General features: G+C 63.9%; 18 protein-coding genes and 1 pseudogene. 6 read left to right on the forward strand and 13 right to left on the reverse strand.

Annotation, left to right across the window (positions count from 1 at the left end):
* Positions 1–133 precede the first annotated feature (133 nt).
* On the forward strand, positions 134–421 hold the full coding sequence (locus NKH04_RS15095) for a DUF1330 domain-containing protein (RefSeq protein ID WP_353015241.1): 288 nt from the start codon (positions 134–136) through the stop codon (positions 419–421).
* Here the strand turns inward: NKH04_RS15095 and NKH04_RS15100 are convergent.
* The 6 genes from NKH04_RS15100 to NKH04_RS15125 all read right to left on the reverse strand — a co-directional run bounded on the left by NKH04_RS15100 (position 418) and on the right by NKH04_RS15125 (position 6,859).
* Complete coding sequence (locus NKH04_RS15100; RefSeq protein WP_353044496.1) at positions 418–1,476, reverse strand: D-alanine--D-alanine ligase family protein; 1,059 nt, start codon at positions 1,474–1,476, stop codon at positions 418–420. The genes NKH04_RS15095 and NKH04_RS15100 overlap by 4 nt on opposite strands.
* A gap of 214 nt (positions 1,477–1,690) precedes the next feature.
* Complete coding sequence (locus NKH04_RS15105; protein WP_353044497.1) at positions 1,691–2,572, reverse strand: SMP-30/gluconolactonase/LRE family protein; 882 nt, start codon at positions 2,570–2,572, stop codon at positions 1,691–1,693.
* Positions 2,572–3,210: a 2-dehydro-3-deoxy-6-phosphogalactonate aldolase gene (locus NKH04_RS15110; RefSeq protein WP_352472811.1), complete on the reverse strand. Its 639-nt coding sequence runs from the start codon at positions 3,208–3,210 to the stop codon at positions 2,572–2,574. Before NKH04_RS15110 ends, NKH04_RS15105 begins: the two co-directional genes overlap by 1 nt.
* On the reverse strand, positions 3,207–4,157 hold the full coding sequence (locus tag NKH04_RS15115) for a 2-dehydro-3-deoxygalactonokinase (RefSeq protein WP_502913397.1): 951 nt from the start codon (positions 4,155–4,157) through the stop codon (positions 3,207–3,209). Before NKH04_RS15115 ends, NKH04_RS15110 begins: the two co-directional genes overlap by 4 nt.
* Complete coding sequence (locus NKH04_RS15120; protein ID WP_352995883.1) at positions 4,157–4,924, reverse strand: SDR family NAD(P)-dependent oxidoreductase; 768 nt, start codon at positions 4,922–4,924, stop codon at positions 4,157–4,159. Before NKH04_RS15120 ends, NKH04_RS15115 begins: the two co-directional genes overlap by 1 nt.
* Positions 4,925–5,056: 132 nt before the next feature.
* Positions 5,057–6,859, reverse strand: a complete 1,803-nt coding sequence (locus tag NKH04_RS15125; protein ID WP_353044499.1) for a GtrA family protein — start codon at positions 6,857–6,859, stop codon at positions 5,057–5,059.
* Between the two features lie 129 nt (positions 6,860–6,988).
* Here NKH04_RS15125 and NKH04_RS15130 point away from each other — a divergent pair, with 129 nt between their 5' ends.
* From NKH04_RS15130 to NKH04_RS15145, 4 genes are all read left to right on the forward strand, one after another.
* Positions 6,989–7,996 (forward strand): glycosyltransferase, encoded by a 1,008-nt coding sequence (locus NKH04_RS15130; RefSeq protein WP_352472814.1) that lies wholly within the window; start codon positions 6,989–6,991, stop codon positions 7,994–7,996.
* 8 nt (positions 7,997–8,004) lie between these two features.
* Positions 8,005–8,379, forward strand: coding sequence for a GtrA family protein (locus NKH04_RS15135; protein WP_352771437.1), 375 nt, complete (start codon positions 8,005–8,007; stop codon positions 8,377–8,379).
* Between the two features lie 217 nt (positions 8,380–8,596).
* Entirely contained in the window at positions 8,597–9,538 is a 942-nt protein-coding gene (gshB, locus tag NKH04_RS15140) for a glutathione synthase (RefSeq protein ID WP_352491152.1), read from the forward strand.
* A 167-nt stretch (positions 9,539–9,705) separates the two neighbouring features.
* Positions 9,706–11,235, forward strand: a complete 1,530-nt coding sequence (locus tag NKH04_RS15145; protein ID WP_352771492.1) for a YifB family Mg chelatase-like AAA ATPase — start codon at positions 9,706–9,708, stop codon at positions 11,233–11,235.
* A 40-nt stretch (positions 11,236–11,275) separates the two neighbouring features.
* Here the strand turns inward: NKH04_RS15145 and NKH04_RS15150 are convergent, their stop codons facing one another.
* The 7 genes and pseudogenes from NKH04_RS15150 to lepA all read right to left on the reverse strand — a co-directional run bounded on the left by NKH04_RS15150 (position 11,276) and on the right by lepA (position 21,179).
* Positions 11,276–12,370, reverse strand: coding sequence for a hypothetical protein (locus tag NKH04_RS15150; RefSeq protein WP_352614225.1), 1,095 nt, complete (start codon positions 12,368–12,370; stop codon positions 11,276–11,278).
* Between the two features lie 138 nt (positions 12,371–12,508).
* Positions 12,509–14,683, reverse strand: a complete 2,175-nt coding sequence (locus NKH04_RS15155; protein ID WP_353044500.1) for a malate synthase G — start codon at positions 14,681–14,683, stop codon at positions 12,509–12,511.
* A 128-nt stretch (positions 14,684–14,811) separates the two neighbouring features.
* Positions 14,812–16,839, reverse strand: coding sequence for a hydantoinase/oxoprolinase N-terminal domain-containing protein (locus NKH04_RS15160; protein ID WP_352702080.1), 2,028 nt, complete (start codon positions 16,837–16,839; stop codon positions 14,812–14,814).
* 246 nt (positions 16,840–17,085) lie between these two features.
* Positions 17,086–17,709: a CDGSH iron-sulfur domain-containing protein gene (locus tag NKH04_RS15165; RefSeq protein ID WP_352771433.1), complete on the reverse strand. Its 624-nt coding sequence runs from the start codon at positions 17,707–17,709 to the stop codon at positions 17,086–17,088.
* 239 nt (positions 17,710–17,948) lie between these two features.
* Positions 17,949–18,320: pseudogene (locus tag NKH04_RS15170) on the reverse strand (hypothetical protein); the annotation flags it as partial.
* Positions 18,321–18,593: 273 nt separating this feature from the next.
* Complete coding sequence (locus NKH04_RS15175) at positions 18,594–19,106, reverse strand: hypothetical protein (RefSeq protein ID WP_353044501.1); 513 nt, start codon at positions 19,104–19,106, stop codon at positions 18,594–18,596.
* A 267-nt stretch (positions 19,107–19,373) separates the two neighbouring features.
* Complete coding sequence (gene lepA, locus NKH04_RS15180; protein ID WP_353044502.1) at positions 19,374–21,179, reverse strand: translation elongation factor 4; 1,806 nt, start codon at positions 21,177–21,179, stop codon at positions 19,374–19,376.
* Between the two features lie 159 nt (positions 21,180–21,338).
* On the opposite strand from lepA, the gene NKH04_RS15185 reads away from it, so the two are divergent.
* Positions 21,339–22,403 (forward strand): TadE/TadG family type IV pilus assembly protein, encoded by a 1,065-nt coding sequence (locus NKH04_RS15185; RefSeq protein WP_353044503.1) that lies wholly within the window; start codon positions 21,339–21,341, stop codon positions 22,401–22,403.
* Positions 22,404–22,534: the final 131 nt, after the last annotated feature.

A 22,534-nucleotide genomic window follows, 5' to 3' on the forward strand; every position in this document is an offset into this window, starting at 1 on the left:
GGCGTTTTCTCCGCTTCCGGTGCTCACGTACTTTAAGTACGCTCCGCTCCGGTTCCCGAAACCACCCCCCGCCATTTCACCGGAGCGACATTCAAAATCGGTCCGCGCACGGCCAAAAACCAGGAGAAATAGCATGCCCAAGGGATACTGGATCGCTCGCGTCGACGTGCGCGATGCGGAAGGCTACAAAGACTATGTCGCCGCCGCCAAACCGGCCTTCGACCGCTTCGGCGCCAAGTTCCTGGCGCGTGGCGGCGCGCATGAGAGGGCCGAGGGGCCGGGCCGCGACCGCAACGTGATCATCGAGTTTCCGTCGCTTGCGGCGGCGCATGACTGCTATCACTCGCCCGAATACCAGCGCGCCGTCGCGATCCGCCAGAAGGTGGCCGAGGGCGAAATCGTGCTGGTCGAGGGGATTTAGGCGAGAAGCCGGTTCGCCGCTGTCTCCGCCATCGCATCGGCGAGGCTCAAGCCCCATTGCTGGCGACAGTAATCGCGGAAATCGAAGCAGGGCAGGCCGGGGCAGACCTCGAACTCGATGAGGTGGACGCTGTCGTCGGCTTCGACCCGGAAGTCGATGGAAAAGACGTCGCGCAGGCCAAGCCCGACCATCAGGCGTTCGGCGATGCGACGAATTCTTGCATCGGCTTCAGGCTGGCTGCCGGCGACCGGCAGCAGCACCGGCTCGGTATATTTTCCCGCAGCTTTCGCCGCTGCGCCGGTATCGCCGTAAAGCGCCAGGCTGTCCTGCATGGTTTGGAAATCGTCGCCCGAATCGACAAAGGCGACGCCGAGCGCCTCAATGCCGGTATCCGGCTTCAGGCCGAGAAAGCTGGCCCGCACATTGCGTCCGGCGACATAGGGCTGGACGACGACATCGTCGCGATAGGCGGCGAAGACGCGCCGGCTAAGCTCCAGCGCATGGCCGAGATCGTGGCAGCGCGAATCCGGCCAGATGCCGATTTTGGCGCCGAGCCGGTTCGGCTTGACGAACCAGCCGGCGGGCGAGGCCGGTGGCGCGACCAGCCAGGCGCCGTCACGGGCAAGGCCCGCCTGCGGCACCGGCAGGCCAAGCGCGCCGAGCACGGCGCCGGACCGGAACTTGTCCTGACAGAGCGCGAACAGCGCATCGTCGGCGCCGATCGCCTTCACGCCATTCAGCCGTGCCAGAGCCGGTGCCGCGCCGCCGCGGAAATAGGCAATGCCGTCGGTCAGCGTCCAGACTAGCGTGGTCTTCGGGTCCTCGCCGCCGAGAACGCTTGCGGCGTCGTCGAGCGCCACCGGCGCAAACGACAGGCCGCGCTTCTGGCAAGCGGCGGCAAGTGCGTCGAATTCAGCAGCGAAGTCGGTCGATTGCGCCAGATAGGAGGCGATTTCGGCGGCACGCTCCGGCACGTGGTTATCGGCGACCAGCCGATCGAAGCAAGCCTTTTCCGGCTCGTAGACAAGGATCAGCTTCGGCTCGCGGCTTGACATGATCGAAACGATTTCCCGGCAGCACGATTGCCTAAAGCAATTCCAGGAAAAGTGTGAAACGGTTTTCCGTCCGGAATTGCGTCAAAACAAAGAGATAGAGCGGTTCAGCGTTCCCGCGAAACGATGAAGCGTTCAAGCATCGCACGGCGAGCGCATTCGGCTTTCGCGGAACCGACGTCAGCTGGACGCCTGCACGACAGTGCTAGATATGGGTCTAGCCAATCAGCACGCGTGGCTCGAAGCGACCATTGACTGGAATGTGGAGCATGAATGTCATGCCGGCTTGCGGGTCGAGCAGGTGCTGCTTCTCGCTCTTGCCCGACCAGGCGGAGGTGACCGCCAGCCGGTCGGCATTCCTGCCGACGAAAGCCGGACAGGAAGGCTGCGTCGCCGGCATCGCCACCGAACGGACGAGCTTGCCGTCGGGTCCATAGGCTTCGACGACGCTGCCGCCCCAGCAGGCGTTCCACAATATGCCGTCACGGTCGAGCACCGAACCATCGATATAGCCCTTGGCCGAACGGTGGTCGACGAAGACCTTCGGTTCGCCAACCGGCAGTCCGGTCGCCGGATCGCAGCCGACGCGCATCAACAGACCGGTGCTGGTGTCGGTGTAATAGGCAATGGTCCCATCCTCGGAAAAGCAGATCGAGTTGGGCACAGTAATGTCGGCATAAAGCCGGCGCAGCTCGCCCTTGAAGAACCAGTAGATCGAACCGGCACCCTTCTCCTCGCCCTTGCCCATGGTGCCGACCCACAGCGCGCCGCAAGGGTGAACGCGTGAATCGTTCGAGCGGGTGACCGCATTGTCGGCCTCGATCGGCGTGTGCAGCGTCAGCTTGCCGGTCGCGACGTCGCGGACATGCAGACCGGTCTCGGTGGCGATCAGCTGGCGTTGGTCGTCGATGATGCAGATGGCGCTGGCCATCTGACCGAGCTCGTGGATCTTGACCGCACCTCCGGACAGGAGCTTTTCCAGGAGCTGGCCATTGACGATGTCGAACCAGTAGAGCGTGTCGGTGGCAGGGTCATAGCTTGGTCCCTCGCCGAGTTGGCAGACATGGTCGGAAAAAACCGAAACAATGGTCTCGCTCATCATGCCGCTCCAAACGCCGCGTCCCAGGCCTGAACTGCGGCTTTCGCCCGTGCTGCCACTTCGTCGACGCTCATGCCCGGCTTGAAGAGGCTGGAGCCAAGACCGAAGACGCTGACGCCGGCTGCCTTGTAGCCGGCAAAATCCTTATCTGAAACGCCGCCGACCGCGCCGACCAGCACACTGGCCGGCAGCACCGCGCGCATCGCCGAAATGCCTGCCGCGCCAAGCACGCTCGCCGGGAAGAATTTCAATGCCGAGGCACCGAGCCGGATTGCTTGAAATGCCTCGGTCGGCGTGAACACGCCGGGCATCGTCACCATGCCGTAGTGCATGGCCCGGCCCATGACCTCGGCATCGATATTGGGGCTGACCAGCAGCCGCCCGCCGGCCTTGTGCAGGCCGTCGACATCGGCGGCGCTGAGCACCGTGCCGGCACCGACCAAGGCTGTTGGAGGAAGCGCTCCGACAATGCTGGCGATGGAGGCGTAAGGATCGGGCGAGTTGAGCGGCACCTCGATCGCTTCGATACCGGCGCCGAAGATCGCCTGGCCGATCGCCACCGCCTCGCTTGGCTTGAGGCCACGCAGGATGGCGACCAGACCCCGCTCGAGCTTTGGAAAAGGTGCGGTTTCGGTCATGCGGCAACTCCATTTCCAGCGATCATGCCATTTTCGCGCGCGGCTTCAGCAAGACCGGCACGCACCGCCTCGTCGGCGTCGACCACCCTGACCGCGAGCCCGGCAAGGCCGAGGGCGTCGGCATAGAGCTTGCCGAGTGCGCCCGACGCGATCAGCACGACGGGCACGGCACTCGCCCCATAACGGCGACTTGCCGAAGCGATCTCGCCGCCGATCAGCAGGCCGGACAGGCAGGCGGCGGCATGCTCGGGCTTCAGATCCTGCAGCAGGCTGGCGGCGCGGATCGAGAACAGTCTTGAACCGATGTCACCGCCTTCGGCCAACGCCTTCAGGCACCACTCCCGGAAAAATGGATTTTCGGCGGCAACCGGCTTCGGCGGCTCGCCCAGCGAATGGCGCAGGATCGAGTGCGCGGCCAGCACCGAAAACAGCTCGCCGGTCGGCCAGGTGCCGAAACCGGCAACAGAGCCGTCCTCGACCAGCACCCATTTCGAATGGGTGCCAGGCATGCAGACGAGATGGCGTCCCTTTGCCGGCAAACCGGCGCCGGCAAGCTGCGTCTCCTCGCCGCGCATGACATCCGGGGCGTCGGCCAGACGCTGGGCAAGGCCGGGCACGATGCGGATGTCGCGGCGCTGGCCGGGAATGCGGGCAGCGCCGGCGAGAATAGCGCCGATCGGCGCCGGCACGCTGACATAGGGTGCCTCCAGCCAGCCCTGGCGCGAACCGGCCATGCCGCAAATGATGACCGGCAGCGCCTCGGGAGCACCCAGGGCAGCCAGATGCCCTTCGAGAATGGACGAAAATCCTTTAGCCTGGGCGGTGATCAGCCCGTCATCGCCGCGCCGCTCGGCGAGAACCTTGCCGGCGCCGTCGAGCAGCCAGACCCTCATGCGGGTGGTGCCCCAGTCGACGGCCGCGACGGAAGCTGCCTTGCTCGATGAGATCACAGGAACCCCCCATCGACGATCAGCATCTGCGCGGTCAGCATGCGTGAGGCATCCGACGCCAGGAACAGCACGGTGCCGACAATGTCTTCCGGCTGCATCACCTCTTTGATGCACTGTTTGGCGACATGAGCGGCGAGCGCTTCTTCGGTGACCCAGAGCTTTCTCTGCCGCTCGGTGATCACCCAGCCGGGCGCGATCGCGTTGACACGGATGCCGTCGACGCCGAGCTTGCCGGCAAGACCCTTGGTGAGACCGACGATGCCGGCCTTGGCGGCGGTGTAGGCCGGCATATCGGGATGGTTGATGAGAAACGACGTCGAGGTGAAGTTGATGATCGAGCCGCCGCCGGCCCGCTTCATGCCCGGCGCCACCGCCTGTGCGCTGAAGAAATGCGGGCGCAGGTTGATGGCATGGTTGTTGTCCCAGAACTCCACCGTGACGTCTTCGACGGCATGGCGGTCATCCTGCGCGGCATTGTTGATCAGCACGGTCACGTCGCCATGCGCCTTGGCGGCTTTAGCCGCCGATAGCCGCAACGCCTCGATGTCGCGTATGTCGGTCTTGAGATAAAGCGGCCGCCGACCCAGCTCCTTCTCTAACCGATCGGCCAGCGCCAGGCTCGCACGGTCGGCAATATCGATGAAGGCGACGTTTGCCCCCTGGCGGACAAAGCCTTCTGTCAAGGCAGCACCAATGCCGGAGCCGCCGCCGGTGATCAGCACCGAAGCGCCTTCGAGGTCGGCAAAGCGTGCCGATGGCATCATGAAATTCTCTCCCGGTCCAATGATCTCGGTCGGCCGGCGCGCATCCTATCCAGCCATGTCGGGCGGGCAAGGGCGAAAGAGTGGATTATCAGGACTTATGTCCGACAAAAGGCCGCACGGGCCGCCGATCGATCAGCTGCCCAGCCGGACGCGGTACAATTCGACGGCGGCTCCGCTGGTCCCGGCAACCGGCTCAAGCCATTCCGGCACGCTGCCGCGCATCAGCCCGGCAAGAAAGCCTGCCGGCGCCTCGGCTGCGAGGAGCTTGCTTTCGGCGCTGCCGGGGCACAGCGCGACGAGGCCGACGTGATGATCCGCCAGGATGGTCCTGGCATCGGCATCGGACCCAAGGAAGGCATCGAGCGCCAGCAGGTTGCCGGCGACATTGCGATGATAAGGCCCGGCGAAGACGCGATGTCCGGAATAGGCCAGGATAGGCGATCCGAGATTGGAAATTGCCAGAACGGTGGTGCCGGGCAGGCGGCCGAGTGCCGCAAAGGAGGCCATGCGCTGGCAAGCGACATCGGCGCCGTCGCCATCATCGGCGGCGGTATTGCTGTCCTCGAAGGCGACCGAGGTTGCCGCGGCAGCCCCAGTCCAGACGGCATTCACTGAAACCAGCCAGACGGCGGCCATGCGCAGCGCCACGCCGCGCGACGGGCTGACCTCTGCCCGTTGACGCCATTTGGCAATCCAGGCGGCAAGCGGGATGACAGCGAAGGCGATCGAGAATGTCGAACCGCGCACCTGCCAGGCACTGACGATGAAGGCCACGGCAAGCAGCGCGCCGACAAGGCTGTCCTGCCGCCGCCAGCCGCCACGGCCAAGGCGAAGCGCCATCAGCACGAGCGCGATGAGCGGCGTGGCATAGCGCGCCACCACCCCGGCCGGATCTTCAGCGAGCAGCTTGAACAGCGACTGCGCCTCGTCGATGTGATCAAGCCATAGCTCCTTGAGGCGCGGATCGAGGTTGGCATAGGGCGCTGCCAGGCATTGTGGGAACAAAAAGACGATGACAGCGGCCAATACCAGGGCAAGCAGGCCAAGCGAGGCGAACCGCCATCGGCGCGTGCGGCCGGCCGGCTCGATCGACGCTATCGCCGCAAGGCCGGTTCCGGCAATCGACCCGACGACGAACTGCACGGTCGAGAAGGCGTCGCATTGCGCCTGACCCCAGGCCGACGGCGCAATGGTGGCGACAAAGACGAGAGCGGAGACGCCGGCAAAGCCGAGGCCGAAATCCCTGGCGATCAGCCTCTCGCCATTGGCGCCGAGGGCGAACAGCATGGCAACAGAGGCGCCGATGGTGGCCACATAAGGCGCGACCTCCATGCCGACGGCCAGCATCAATCCGGTGCACAGGCCGGAGAGCAATGCCGCCGGCCTGCGCGTTGGCGCTTCAAGCAACAGGCTCAGGCTGGCCATGCTCAGCATCAGCTGGACATTGTGGTGATCGAGCGCGCCAGGCGAAAAAATGCCGAGGAAATACAGTGCGGCAGCGCCGATCACGACAGCGGGCAGCACGGCGCTGTCACCGGCAAAGCTGCGCGCGGCGCGAGCCGTGAAAAATACGGTCAGGCAGAAGAGCAGCGCCGGCCACAGCACTTGCGCAACATTCTCGGCAAAGGCCGCGCTGCCGGTCAGGGCCGATACGGCGATGATGATGGCGGCGATCGGCGCATCGACCAGCCGCGACCAATGCATGACGAAACCGCCTTCCAGGCCCATCCTGTACTGGTGGAGATCGAACCACCTTTGGCCGGCCAGCATGTCGCGAACTTCGACGAGGCGCAGCAGATTGTCGTTGTCGCCGCCGGCATTGGTCAGTGCCGGGAAGCCGGCAAAGGCATTGACGGCAAGCGCCAGCGCCGTGGCGAGCAGCGCCAGCGCGATATCGGACCTCCAAATGGAGGCGCCATCGTCGGCTGTGCTCATATCGGGACCTTTGGAAGGAATACGGTGCGGTTTAAACCTAGCCTTAACAGCTTCAATAAATAGTAAAGCCGCCCGAGCGAGGCCGGCGTTTGAGCGGTCAGGGGCCTCACAAGGCATCCGGAGACGAAAATGCCACAAGAAGTGCGCCATGAGCCGAGCATCGCCGTGCTCCTGCCTTGCTACAATGAGGAGCTGACGATCGGCGAAGTGGTGCGGCGCTTTCGCGAAACGCTGCCTGCCGCAGCGATCTATGTCTACGACAACAATTCGCGCGACCTGACGGCGCTCCGAGCCCGCGCCGCCGGCGCCATCGTGGTGCGCGAGCCGCGCCAGGGCAAAGGCAATGTCGTGCGCCGCATGTTCGCCGACATCGAGGCCGACATCTACCTGATGGCCGACGGCGACGGCACCTATGCGCCGGAGGACGCGCCGCAACTGATCAACACGCTGCTGACCGAGCGCTCCGACATGGTGGTGGGCACCAGGCGCGGTGTCGCCAACGACGCCGGCAGGACAGGCCACGCCTTCGGCAACCGCATCTTCAACAGCCTCTACAAACGTTTATTTGGCTCGGACTTTACCGATATCTTCTCGGGTTACCGCGCCTTCACCAGGCGCTTCGTCAAGAGTTTTCCCGCCGTTTCCGGCGGTTTCGAGATCGAGACCGAAATGTCGGTGCACGCCTCGCAGCTCAAATTGCCGGTCAGCGAGATCGGACTCGACTATGGCCGCCGGCCGGAAGGCTCCTCGTCGAAGCTGTCGACCTTTCGCGACGGCGCGAAGATCCTGTGGATGTTCGCCATGCTGATGAAGGAGACGCAGCCGCTGCGTTTCTTCGGCGCTTTTTCGGTGTTCTTCCTGGCATCAAGCCTGTTTCTGATGGCGCCGGTGCTGATCGAGTTCGCCGAAACCGGGCTTGTGCCGCGCATGCCGACGTGGGTGCTGTCGGTCGGGCTGCTGCTGCTGTCGATGCTGGCGGCGGTGACCGGGGTAATCCTCGATTCGGTGTCGCGCGGCCGGGCCGAGCAGAAGCGCATCTTCTATCTGTCGATGCCTTCCGGCCGCGTCGAACGCGAACGCGCAAGTGCGCTCGCGACTTTGAAGACCGGACCGCGCAAGACCCCACGGGCGGCTTAGAGCCCTAAATGGGACGCCTCGCCCGCTTCATGGTCGCCGGCGGCATCGGCTTCGTCGCCGACGCGGCGGCGCTTTGGCTGGTGCTGGCGACAACGCCGCTTGGCCCCTTCGCAGCCCGCATCATCTCGATCGGTTTTGCCCTGTCCGTCACCTGGCTGATCAATCGCCATCTGACCTTCTCGCCTTCCAGCCGCGGCGTCGCGCAAGAGGGCGCACGCTATGGCGGCGTCGGCATCGCCACCAGCCTCGTCAATTATCTCGTCTATTGCGCCATGCTGTTCGCGCTGCCGATGGTGCCGCCGCTCGTCGCCCTTGCGGTCGCCTCGCTGGTTGCCATGGCGCTGTCCTTCCTCGGCTATTCCAAGCTGGTCTTCGACCGCTGAACGCACATCGCATTGGGGTCTGCGCCAGAAGCGCAGCCTCATCATGACCTTGGCCGATTGGCAGAGGCCGCCGATTTCCTTATATCGCTCTCGTCGATGCATCGGCCCGAAAAATCGGAAACGATTTTCGGAAAGCACGATGCATGGATTCAAAGTGTTGGAGCGTATGTGCGTCCGGGTGGACGCACGTTTGTTGCAACTGCGCCGGAGAGCACCCATGCCCCTGAAAGTCGCCGTCCAGATGGACCACATCTCTACCGTGTCGATTGCCGGCGACACGTCGTTTGCGCTGTCGCTGGAAGCGCAGCGGCGCGGGCACCAGCTGTTCCACTACACGCCCGACCGGCTGTCGCTGCGCGAAGGCAAGGTGTTTGCCCGTATCGAGGCGATGCAGGTCCGCGACGAGAAGGGCAACCATTATTCGCTGGGCGAGAAGGTGCGCACCGACCTTGCGGAGATGGACGTCATCCTTTTGCGGCAGGATCCGCCCTTCGACATGAACTACATCACCACCACGCATATCCTCGAGCGCATCCATCCGAAGACGCTGGTGGTCAACGACCCGGCCTGGGTGCGCAACAGCCCGGAAAAGATCTTCGTCACCGAATTTCCCGACCTGATGCCGGACACGCTGATCACCAAGGACCCGCTCGAGGTCGCCGCCTTTCGCAAGGAGTTCGGCGATATCATCGTCAAGCCGCTCTACGGCAATGGCGGCGCCGGCATCTTTCACCTGCACGAGGCCGACCGCAACCTCGCCTCGCTGCTCGAAATGTTCGGCCAGTTGTTCCGCGAACCCTACATCGTGCAGCGCTACCTCAAGGAGGTGCGGGGTGGCGACAAGCGCATCATCCTGATTGACGGCGAGCCTGTCGGCGCCATCAACCGCGTGCCGGCCGAGCATGATTCGCGCTCCAACATGCATGTCGGCGGCCGCGCCGAAAAGACCGAATTGACGGAACGCGAACGCGAGATCTGTGCCCGCATCGGCCCCGCGCTGAAGGAGCGCGGCTTCATCCTCGTCGGCATCGACGTCATCGGCGACTACATGACCGAGATCAACGTGACCTCACCGACCGGCATACGCGAAGTGCAGCGCTTCGGCGGCGCCGACATCGCCAGCCTGTTCTGGGATGCCGTGGAGGAGAAGCGCAACTAGCGTACATTGCTTCTGGAAGCGGCCGCGTTCCGGACCATTGCAGCCGTGGCGCTCAGCTGTTCCCCAAATGTTCTTGCCTTCGCCGGAAATCTGTGGTTGTCTCCGGTGACGCCGTTCGCGGCATGATCGCAAAGGCTTGGGGCAAAGCCTGCATCCGGGGTGAAGACATGGTGGCGCGGGTTCGCACGGTTGCTTTCCAGGGCATCGAGGCCGTGCCGGTCGACGTGCAGGTGATGATCGCGCCGGGCAAGGTCAACATGCACATCGTCGGGCTGGCCGACAAGGCTGTCGCCGAAAGCCGCGAGCGGGTGCAGGCAGCGCTGCATGCATCCGGCCTGTCGATGCCGTCGAAGAAGGTCACCGTCAATCTGGCGCCCGCCGACCTGCCCAAGGAAGGCAGCCACTACGATCTGCCGATCGCGCTCGGGCTGATGGCGGCGCTCGGCGCCATTCCGGGCGACATGCTGGCCGGCTATGTCGTGCTTGGCGAATTGTCGCTCGACGGAACCATTGCCGCGGTGGCCGGCGCGCTGCCGGCGGCAATCGGTGCCAACGCCGAAGGCAAGGGCTTGATCTGCCCGTTCGCCTGCGGGCCGGAAGCGGCCTGGGCCGGCAAGGATTTCGACATATTGGCGCCGCGCAGCCTGATCGCCATCGCCAATCATTTTCGCGGCACGCAGGTTCTGTCGCGGCCGGAAGCCGGCATCCATGCCGCGGCGCGCGACCTGCCCGACCTCGCCGACATCAAGGGCCAGGAGACCGCCAAGCGGGCGCTGGAGGTGGCGGCCGCCGGCGGCCACAATCTTTTGATGGTCGGACCGCCGGGGTCGGGAAAGTCGATGCTGGCGCAGCGGCTGCCGTCGATCCTGCCGCCGCTGGCGCCCAAGGAATTGCTCGAAGTCTCGATGATCGCCTCGGTGGCCGGCGAACTCGGCGAAGGAAAACTCACCGACCGGCGGCCGTTCCGCGCGCCGCATCATTCGGCCTCGATGGCGGCGATGGTCGGCGGCGGTCTGCGCGTGCGGCCGGGCGAGGCCTCGCTTGCCCATCACGGCGTGCTGTTCCTCGACGAGTTCCCCGAATTCTCGCCGCAGGCGCTCGATGCACTGCGCCAGCCGCTCGAGACCGGCGACTGCATGATTGCGCGCGCCAATCATCGCGTCACCTATCCGGCGCGTATCCAGCTGGTCGCGGCGATGAACCCGTGCCGTTGCGGCATGGCCGGCGAGCCGGGCTATCGCTGCCTGCGCGGCGATCGCTGCCGCACCGACTACCAGGCGCGCATTTCCGGCCCGCTGCTCGACCGTATCGATCTCAGGATCGAGGTGCCGGCGGTCTCGGCCAGCGATCTGATCCGGCCGGACCGGGCCGAGAAAAGTGCCGCCGTCGCACTACGTGTTGCCCGCGCCCGTACGATCCAGCGCGAGCGCTTCGAGCGGCTCGGCGCGACCGCCACCACCAACGCCCATTGCTCGCCGTCAGTCATCGAGGAGATCGCCATGCCCGATGCCGCCGGCCTGTCGCTGCTCAGGGACGCCAGCGAAAAGCTCGGCTTTTCCGCACGAGCCTATCACCGCGTCTTGAAGGTGGCGCGGACCCTGGCCGATCTCGAGGCCAGCGAGACGGTCGGCCGCATCCATCTGGCCGAAGCGATTTCCTATCGCATGAGTTCGGAACGGATGGCGCAGGCGGCGTAGACGCGGCCGTCCTGCGGCCGAACAGGATGAAGAGCTCCGGTCAGTTGCCGATGCGGATTCCGATCTCTTTCGCTTCGAGGTCAACAAGTAAACTATTCGTTTCAAAATATCGTATGCCAATGATGTTGTGGCCGATCGTTGGAGAGAATTCCAACTCGGATCCGTATGATGTGTCGAATTTCCACTCCCCCAGCATCGCGATTTTTACGGCGACTCTGGTACCGATATCCATGGATCCGCTTGAATCTTTTGGCGGGTTGTCCGCTATTACGATTGTGGAATTTCCCGTGTCGTAAAGCGTTGGCCGGCAAGTTGTTTTTTCTTTCAACAAGATACATGAACCTATGGTTGGGAAGTCATAGCGATCGCTGGCGGTTTTCCATTTATTCATATTGAACCCGCTTTTCACGCTGTCCGATATCCCAATGTGAAGCGCCTTAACCACCGGGCAATTCGCATCCTCGTTCGTGCAAGCTCTCCAATCGGTCCCAATCGAAGAGAGATAATACCCCTTTCGCAAACCACTTTTGGGGCTCACGGCATCCATTGGGGATTTCAGCATTCGATTTGGTCCGCCGCCTCCAATAGGGGAAATGCCAAAAATGCCCTTTGGCCAGAGCCGGCCGCCGACAATTTCACCTGTGCTGCGTCTAACTTTCTTGTATCGAATAAGGAAGGGGATGGATGCCTCGGTGGAAACAGAAGCGCCTCGGGAGCCGAAAGTCACTTGAGCCAACGCAACATTTCCGTACTCATCGTAGGTTCCGTACTTCATGACGGCTTTTTGGGTGGTAACGGTTATCCCATCTAGTTCCAGATCTTTCGTGATTTTTATTCCTTCGACGGAACACAGCTTCTTAGGAAGCACAGAAGCACAGTCGATCGTCATGCCACTGGATCCGGTATCCAATAAGAGTGGTTGATTTATTTTTCGGTTACCGAGGGACAGCACCTTAACATACAGCATCCGGATATTGGGTGGATTTCCCGGGTATTCCAATTTTATCAGAGGCACAGCTAACGGCACCTCTTCTGCAGCTTGGATCGGCAGCGAGTCGAGTAGCAATGCCCCCCAAATAACTAATATCGATACAAAGACTTTTCTGACGTTTAGTTCAGACTTGTTTTTGCTCATTCGCCCCTCGCGAATCCGCTCGCACGCTATCTGCGGAGCAAATCGTAATAGCCAATCAAGCCTCCACCCTACAGTGAATTGTGAAAACATTTAATGCTTGGCGATCCGCAACAGCTTATAGCCCGACTGTCATAGGTTTTATCCCGCCCGCTCCCGCGTCTTCAGCTCCAGCCGCCGTGCGTGCAGCACTGGCTCGGTGTAGCCGTTGGGCTGGATGCGGCCTTTGAAGACCAGGTCGCAGGCGGCGAGGAAGGCGATGGACTTGTCGAAATCCGGCGCCATCGGCCGGTAGAGCGGATCGCCTTGGTTCTGGCGGTCGACGATCGCCGCCATGCGTTTCATCGTCTCCATGACCTGCTCGGGCGTGCAGACGCGGTGATGCAGCCAGTTGGCGATGTGCTGCGAGGAGATGCGCAGCGTGGCGCGGTCCTCCATCAGACCGACGTCGTTTATGTCAGGCACTTTCGAACAGCCGACGCCCTGGTCGATCCAGCGCATGACATAGCCCAGAATGCCTTGCGCATTGTTGTCGAGCTCCTTCTGGATGTCTTCTGGCGACCAGTTCGGCCGCACAGCGACCGGCACCGACAAGATGTCGTCGAGTTTTGCCTTGGGCCGGCTCTTCAGCGCCGCTTGCACGGCATGGACGTCGACCTTGTGATAATGGGTGGCGTGCAGCGTCGCCGCCGTCGGCGACGGCACCCAGGCGGTGTTGGCGCCGGCCTTGGGATGCGCGATTTTCTCGGCCAGCATCGCCGCCATAAGGTCGGGCATCGCCCACATGCCTTTGCCTATCTGGGCGTGGCCGGCCAACCCACATTCCAGCCCGATGTCGACGTTCCAGGCTTCGTAGGCGGCGATCCAGGCGGCCTGCTTCATGTCGCCCTTACGGATCATCGGGCCGGCTTCCATCGAGGTGTGGATCTCGTCGCCGGTGCGATCGAGGAAGCCGGTGTTGATGAAGACGACGCGTTCTTTCGCGGCGCGGATCGCCTCCTTGAGGTTGACGGTGGTGCGCCGCTCCTCGTCCATGATGCCCATCTTGATGGTGTTTTTGGGCACGCCGAGCAGCGCCTCGACGCGGTCGAAAATCTCGACGGCGAAGGCAACTTCGTCGGGCCCGTGCATCTTGGGCTTTACGATGTACATCGAGCCGGCGCGAGAATTGGCGCGGCGCCCGTTCACGCCGATGTCATGCAGCGCGATCAGCGCCGTCAGCGCCGCATCCATGATGCCTTCCGGCACCTCGTTGCCGTCGCGGTCCGATATCGCCGGATTGGTCATAAGGTGGCCGACATTCCTGACCAGCATCAGCGAGCGGCCGGGCAAGGTCAGCGTGCCGCCATCGGGCGCGGTATAGGTGCGGTCGGGGTTGAGCCTGCGGACAAAGCTCTTGCCGGCCTTGGTGATCTCCTCCGCCAAGTCGCCCTTCATCAGGCCGAGCCAGTTGCGGTAGACCAGCACCTTGTCCTGCGCATCCACTGCGGCGATCGAATCCTCGCAGTCCTGGATGGTGGTCAGTGCCGATTCCAGCACGACATCGGCAATGCCGGCCGGATCGGTGCGGCCGATCTGGTTGTTGCGGTCGATGACGATTTCGATGTGCAGGCCGTTCTTGGTGAGCAGCACGGCTTCAGGGTCGGCGGCATCGCCGCGATAGCCGGCAAACTGTCTGAGGTCGGCAAGCGTGGTGGCGCCGGCACCCTCGCCGAGCCGCAACATGCCGTTGGCGACCGAAAGCCCGTTGACGCCGGCCCATTTGCCTGTCGTGAGCGGCACCGCCTCGTCGAAGAAGCTTTTCACCCAGGCGACGACCTTGGCGCCGCGCGCCGGATTGAATTTGTTGCCTCGCTCGGCGCCGTCCGTCTCCGGGATGACGTCGGTTCCGTAGAGCGCATCGTACAGCGAGCCCCAGCGCGCATTGGCAGCATTCAGCGCATAACGCGCGTTCATCACCGGCACCACCAACTGCGGCCCGGCAACCAAAGCGATTTCCGGGTCGACATTTTCGGTGGTCACGCTGAACGCCGGCCCCTCGGGCAGGAGATAGCCGATCTCGCGCAGGAAGCTCGTGTAGGCCTCCATGTCGACGGGCGCGCCATTGTCGCGATACCAGCGGTCGAGTTTGTCCTGCATGGCATCGCGCTTTTCGAGCAGCGCCCGATTTTTTGGCGAGAGATCATGGACGATCGCCGAAAAACCGCTCCAGAATGCCTCCGCTTCAATGCCGGTGCCCGGCAGCGCCTCGTTCACGACGAAATCATGAAGCTCGCGGGCAATCCGCAATCCGGCGATCTCGACGCGATCGGTCATCAGGGCTTCTCCAGACGAAAGGCTAGGCCGGGCCTTTGGCATGTCACGGTGGCAGGGTCAATTCAGCTCAGGGTGAAGGTAGGGCGTTTTCGCTGCCGATCTCCCCCTTGAGGAGGGCGATTACGCGCTCACACCGCAATCCTTGGCCGTCCCGACGCCACCGCCACGACGTGCGCCTCGATGAACATGCGCTGGCCCTCTACGGTGGAGACGCGGTATTCGCTGGCGATTTCGATCTCGGCGCTGTCGGTGCCGGCGTCCTTCGCCCGCCCGGCGGCAATCGCCCGCACATCCTTCTCCGCCGCGGCGATTGCCGCCGCCTCGTCGTTGAAATCGCGCACGCTTTCGCCTGAGGCGACGCGGAATAGCCCTTCCTTGGGCTGGCTGACCCGCGCCTCGGCCGATACCCGGACCTGGCCGACGACGGCGCCGAGCGCGTTGGCGACATCGGTATCCTGCGGCACCACGCATCGATTGCCGACCAGCTCGGCCAGACCGGCATAATGCAGCGGCGCCGAGGCGCCGAGGCCGATCACCGGACGGTCGAGCGCGACGCTCAAGCGGGCGATGCCGGGATGCGCGTCGACGGCGCGCTGGACCAGGGCATGGGCGACGGTCGCAGCGCCATCCAGCCCGTCCTCGGCAAAGGCGGTTTCGAGGATGACTTCGGCCGACAGGCGGGTCAGCGCGGTCAGCACCCGTTCCGAGATCGCCTCCGGCGAGGCGGCGATGAACTGGCCGCGGCCGTCGCGCCTGCGCGCGAACAGCTCGGCACCCAGACGCGCCGCGGCCGCATCCCAATTGGCCTGCCTGCCCAGCACATGCGCCGCATCCGACGGCGTGAAGCCGGCGACATGCACCAGCCCGCGCGACACCAGCCGGTTCAAGGTGGCGTTCTGGGCGTTCGAGGTCAGCAATCTGTCTAGAGCCTGCGGCACAGCACCGATCAGCTCGTAAAGCTTGGCTTCGGCACCGGTCAGTCCGGCCGCCAGCCGCTCCGGCACGCCGGTGCGCACCGCCAGCCGACCATCCATGCGGCCGGGGTTGGGCGCGCGCAGCTGGCGTTCGAGCTCTGATGTGACGGCCTCGCCATGCATCAAGCCGGCCAGCGCCAGCGGCACCAGGCGGCGCGGGCCGAGCAGGATCTTCGGGCTGAGCGCGCCGTCCTCCAGCGCCACTTCGGAATCGCCGCCGAGCCCAAAAGTGCGCATGGCGACGGCCTCGACCATGGTGCGGAAACCGCCGACGGTGGCGCCTTCCGGATCAAGCCGCGGCCGGCCCTTGTCGAGCACGGCGACATCGGTGGTGGTGCCGCCGATATCGGAGACCACGGCATCGTCGAGGCCGGTCATGTGGCGGGCACCGACGAGGCTGGCGGCCGGGCCGGACAGGATGGTCTCGATCGGCCGCTGGCGGGCAAAGGCAGCCGAGACCAGAGCGCCGTCGCCGCGCACCACCATCAGCGGGGCGGCAATGTTGCGCGCGGCCAAAAAGCCTTCCGTTGCCGCGACCAGCCGGTCGATCATCGAGATCAGCCTGGCGTTGAGCAATGTCGTCAGCGCCCGGCGCGGGCCGCCGAGCTTGGCCGACAGTTCGTGGCTGGCGGTGACCGGCAGGCCGGTCCTGTCGCGGATCAGGTTCCGCGCGCTTAGCTCATGCGCCGGGTTGCGGGTGGCGAAATAGGCGCAGACGGCAAAGCCGGACACCGACTTTTCCAGTTCCGGCAAAGCTGCCTCCAGCCCGGACAGATCGAGCTTTGCCGCATTGCCGTGGACATCGTGGCCGCCGGGGCAGAACACCACCGGGTCGGTGCCAAGCGCCGCCTTCAGCCCGTCGCGGGCAAGGTCGCCCTCGGCAAAGCCGATCATCACCAGCGCCACGCGGCCGCCCTGGCCCTCGACCAGCGCGTTGGTGGCTAGCGTCGTCGACATAGATACCAGTTTGATCGCTGCCGGGTCGGTGCCGGCCATTTCGAGCACCGCATCGACCGCGCCGGAGATGCCGACCGCCAGATCATGCCGCGTGGTCAGCGCCTTGGCCTTGGCCAGCACCTTGCCGCTTGGCCCGCCGGCCTCCGACCACAGCACGGCGTCGGTATAGGTGCCGCCGGTGTCGATGCCGAGGAACAGGGGTGAGGGTTTGGGCTTGGCGGTCATATTTGGGTCCGGAGAATTCGTCTCCGCCCCTTAGCGGATATGAACGGGCCGATAAAGGCACGAGCGCTGGGCCAAGGCAGCGTAATCTCCCCCCTCGAGGGGGAGATGGCCGGCAGGCCAGAGGGGGTCGTCTCGCGTGGAGCGCCGGCATTCTCTGGCCGCGATGGCGTTGGCGTCAGGACGCACCGACCCCCTCTGTCGCCTTCGGCGACATCTCCCCCTCAAGGAGGGAGATAGCGGCGGCCCCTACCCCACAAACCCCACGCGCTTGTGCGAGCCATCGCAGAACGGCTTGTTGGCGGAGTGGCCGCAGCGGCAGAGGAAGGTGCGTTGCGTGCGGTCGACCGTGTGGCCGGTGCCGGTGACGATTTCGACATTGCCTTCGAGCTTGAGCGGGCCGTTGGTCGTCGGTGTGACGGTCAGCGGGCCATTCCGCACCTCCAGCGCCGGCGTGTCCTTCAGCGCCGGCTCGCCGGTGGCGATGAAGCCAGCCTTGGCGTGGCTGCCATCGCAGAACGGCTTGTTTTCCGAGGCGCCGCAGCGGCACAGCGTGGCGCGGTAAAACGTTTCGCCGCCCAACACGATCTCGGCATGGACGGCAAGCGGACCGTTTTCCCTTATGCGCACAATGTTGACCACCGGCGGCTGTTCCTGCGGCCCGCCATCCTTGCGGACATAGGTGATGGCGCCGGACGGGCAGGCTTCGGCGAGCGCCACAATCTTCTCGACGCTGGCCGCATCCGGATGGATCCACTGGCCGGGCGCGTTGGGCACGAAAACATGCGGATCGCCAAGCACGCAGTTGCGCGAATGGATGCAACGTTTTCCCGAAAAGCCGATGTCGATCTTCTCGCCTTCGACCACTGCCATGGGTGGGTCTCCTGTCGGACTACGCTATGGCGACAGTCAGGACGACGTCAAGGCAGCATTCTCCCCCTCGTGAGGGCCGACCTCGGGCGCGGCGCTAAGGGAATTCCCATTTTTTTGCTCGCAGCACCACATTTTGTTCTTGCTTTGTGCCGGCAGCTATGCTACTAACTTGCGTATGGTGCCAATTGGCTCCAACGACCCGCCTGCCGAGGCGGGTTTTTTGTTTCAGCTTTGAAATTCGGCACCAGATCGATTTCCTCGGTCTCGCCGCCACTGCAGGTGTAGCAGCAATCGTCGCACTTTTCCGTATTGCCGGGGCCGACGCCCCAATAGGTATTCTCGTCGCCATCGACCCAGGCGCCGTAGCAGATCGATTCGCCGTCACTGCAGGACAGCGGGATTGCCTTGGTCTCGCCGTCGTTGAGATAGTAATCCTGATTGTTGCCCGGCCAGACATGATCGCGGTCCTGGCTGTAGAGCTCGACGCGCATGGCGTTCGGATGGCTGTTCTTGATCTCGAAGGTGACATCGCCGGCATGCGCGACGGGCGCAAACAGCGTGACAATGAACAGCGACGCGGCAGCGCGGCGCACGAAAGCGTAGGACGACATGATGATTTCCCCCCGGAACGACACGGCCTGCCCGGCCGCGAGGGGAACATGGCATGGCGGCGGGATGGGTGGAAGGGGGTGCGCCATTTGCACATCGCGAAAGGCGCAGCGTTGCCAAGGAAGACCCCTCTCCGGTTTGCTTCGCAAACCACCTCTCCCCACTTCGTGGGGCGAGGAAATGCCAATCGCCGAAGCCTCACAAGACCTGGGTTCCTCGCCCCCACAAAGTGGGGGAGCCGCGAAGCGGCCGGAGAGGGGGCGGTCCGACTCGCCTCACCGGCCAGGCTTCAGCAGTAACCAGATCCAGCCGATGAATGTAAGCACCAGGAAGGGATATCCGGCAGCGGGCAGCGGCGCCGAGGTCGGCAGCAAAGGCGCACCCCACAGGATCAGGCCGGCCGACACGACGAACAGCACAGCCGCCACGACAGCGGTAAGCCGCATCCACACCGCGAAGGTTTTCGGCGCGCTGACCATGACCAGCGCCGCCGCCCAAAGCGAGATACCGCCGACATAGGAGGGCACGCTGGCCTCAAGCCCGGCCGCATTGCCGGCGAGCAGCAGGCTCTCGCCGGCGAGAAAGGTCAGAAATCCGGCGGCCACGCAGTCATTGTCCAGCCGCTGATACTTCATCGTCAGCAGCGCCGTCGCCACCACGAGCGCCACGCCGTCGATCGTCCAGAGCGTTTCGCGGAGTGGCGCGCTCTCGACGAAGGTGCCGGCGAGGCCCAGAGCGCCGCCGATGGCGAGGCCGATCGCGGCAATGGTGTCCAAGGTGGAACGCATTGATGTCTCCCCAAGCCGACGCGAGGATACTTCGGGATGGGGCATTCTCCAATGATGGTCCGCTGTCCTGAAGGGTCGCAATGGCCGGCGCGTATCCAGCTTGCTGACCTGTCGCACTCTTCTGCCCAATCTCCACCATGCTCCACCATGCAGCTTCAGCGCCGCGCTGGCGGGGGCCCACTGCTTCCGGCAGCTCCCCCGCTTTCGAAGCCTGCCATCGATTCACTGGATCGATGGCTTGGCGCGCTGTGCGCGCCAACCGGCTTCTCAATCCCCCATCTTCAGCGCCTGGATAAACGCCTCCTGCGGGATGTCCACCTTGCCGAACTGCCGCATCCGCTTCTTGCCCTCTTTCTGCTTGTCGAGCAGCTTGCGTTTGCGTGAGACGTCGCCGCCGTAGCATTTGGCGGTGACGTCCTTGCGCAGCGCCGAGATAGTCTCGCGGGCGATGACCTTGCCGCCGATCGCCGCCTGGATCGGGATCTTGAACAGATGATGCGGGATCAGCTCCTTCAGCTTCTCGCACATCTGGCGGCCGCGCTTTTCCGCCGCCGTGCGGTGGACAAGCATCGACAGCGCGTCGACCGGCTCCTCATTGACCAGGATCGACATTTTCACCAGGTCGCCTTCCTTGTAGTCGGTCAAATGATAGTCGAAGGAGGCGTAGCCCTTGGAGATCGACTTCAGCCGGTCGTAGAAGTCGAAGACCACCTCGTTGAGCGGCAGATCGTAGATCAGCATGGCGCGCTTGCCGACATAGGAGAGGTCGGCCTGAATGCCGCGCCGGTCCTGGCAGAGTTTCAGGATACCGCCGAGATAGTCGTCGGGGGTGAGGATAGTGGCGCGGATCCATGGCTCCTCGATGGCCGCAATCTTGACCACGTCGGGCATGTCGGCCGGGTTGTGCAGTTCCTTGACAGAGCCGTCGTTCAACAGCAGGCGGTAGACGACGCTAGGCGCGGTGGCGAGGAGGTCGAGATTGAACTCGCGCTCCAGCCGCTCCTGGATGATTTCAAGATGCAGCAGGCCAAGGAAGCCGCAGCGATAGCCGAAGCCGAGTGCGGCGCTGGTTTCCATTTCAAAGGAGAAGGAGGCGTCGTTGAGGCGCAGCTTGCCGACGGCGGCGCGCAGATCCTCGAAATCGGCGGCGTCGACCGGGAACAGGCCGCAGAACACCACCGGCTGCGCCGGCTTGAAGCCGGGCAGGGCTTGTGCCGTCGGGCGCTTGTCCTCGGTGATGGTGTCGCCGACGCGAGTGTCGGCAACCTCCTTGATCGAGCCGGTGAAGAAACCGAACTCGCCGGGGCCGAGCTCGTCGACATTGATGCGGGCGGGCGTAAAGACGCCGGTGCGCTCGACCAGGTACCTGGCGCCGGTACCCATCATGCGGATGGTCTGGCCCTTCTTCAAGACGCCGTCGATGATGCGGACCAGCACGATGACGCCGAGATAGGCGTCGTACCAGCTGTCGACCAGCATCGCCTTCAGCGGGGCCGTGACGTCGCCCTCGCGCGGTGGCGGCAGATCGTTGACGATGGCTTCCAGCACGTCGGGGATGCCGAGCCCGGTCTTGGCCGAGATCAGTACGGCGTTGGAGGCGTCGATGCCGATCACCTCCTCGACCTGTTCGCGGATGCGCTCGGGCTCGGCGGCGGGCAGGTCGACCTTGTTCAGCACCACGACGATTTCGTGGTTGTTGTCGATCGCCTGGTAGACATTGGCCAGCGTCTGCGCCTCGACGCCTTGCGAGGCGTCGACGACCAGCAGCGAACCTTCGCAGGCGGCGAGCGAGCGCGACACTTCATAGGCGAAGTCGACATGGCCGGGCGTGTCGATCAGGTTGAGGACATAGTCCTGTCCATTGTTGGCGCGGTATTTCAGCCGCACCGTCTGCGCCTTGATGGTGATGCCGCGCTCGCGCTCGATGTCCATCGAGTCCAGCACCTGCTCCTTCATGTCGCGCAGCTCCAGCCCGCCGGTCGACTGAATCAGCCGGTCGGCAAGCGTGGATTTGCCATGGTCGATATGGGCAACGATGGAGAAGTTGCGGATGTTCTTGATCGGCGTGGTCATGCGGCGCGCTTTAGCAGGGGCACGGTACATCGGCAAGCGGCGGGACGCGGGTGCGGCGGCGGGGCGGCAAAGTCGTTAAACTTTGATCCATGAGATTAGAGCATAGTTTGCGCCCGGCGTGATAACCCACCGGTCTATCGCCGTTTCGGGGGGATCGGAATGCCGCTGTCAGCACGCAAACTTCTCAGATCGGTGAGCGGCTCGTTCGCGCCATTGCTCGCCATCATGCTTATCCCGATGGTTGCCGCATTGGGTTTTTCCACCGACTATACCTCTGCGGTTTCAACCAGGGCATCGATGCAGAACGCCCTCGATGCAGCGTCGCTGTCGATCACGACGCTTGCGACGGACACCTCGCTGGCGGACCGCCAGGTAAAACTGCAGGAGGCATACCTGGCCAATGGCGGGCAAGGCACGGCCAAGCTCGACAGCTTCGTCGTCGCCACCGACGGCGCCGCCAGCATCAAGGCTTCGGCCGGCTTTGCCATGCCGACGAATTTCATGCAGATCGCCAGGATCAACACGGTTCAGATCGGCGTTGCGTCGGCAGTGACAAAGCGGCCGGCGTTGGTGCAAGCCACGTTCAAGGTGACCAAGGTCTCGGGCTGGTGGGGCAAGACAATGACGCTCTACGGCACCAAATTCGGGGACACGGTGGCCAACAAGCTGATGAAGATCACCTACACATACAACGGTTATGGCGATCCGAAAGGCTATGGCACGGCGACCGTCTCCACGATCAACGGAGCGACGATCACTATGGTCCAGCAGCAGGTATGTACGACCACCACGGTGCTCAGCTTCTACGGCTTGCCTAGCACCACGATCGTCCAGACCGACTCATACGGCAGGAAATACGCGACCACCTGTGTCAACACAATGTATCCCGCGACCGGTGCCGGCGCGGTGATCGACGTCAGCCAGATGGACCAGCTATATCTGCAGATGGATGTCCCGTCAGGCAATCCAACGGTGCTCAAATCGAACGATCCGGCAACATCGAACCGCCTCTACGCGAACGGCCTCGAGATCGCCAGTGGCCAAACGGTCGATATCTTTACGCTGGTGCCGTGCGGCCAGACCAGCACACAAGCGTGGGAAGACGGGGGATCGTCGGTGCCGACATCTCCGACCATCACCGATTCCAACGCGGACTTTTTCTACACAGTAACCGGCAAATGCGCCTTCAATCAGCGGGCATCGGAAACGCTGTTGACACAATAGGCCGCCGCAGCTGAGTGCGAGGGCATATCGGCCCGCTTAGGCTACCCGTCCATCACACCGCCGCCCCGGTCACACCGGGTGGCGTGTTGGTTGCGAGCGACCGTCTTCCCTTCGCCCCCTGTGGGAGAGCT

The sequence above is a fragment of the Mesorhizobium sp. M1365 genome (assembly GCF_040317865.1).
In the GTDB taxonomy this organism is placed as follows: Bacteria; Pseudomonadota; Alphaproteobacteria; order Rhizobiales; family Rhizobiaceae; genus Mesorhizobium.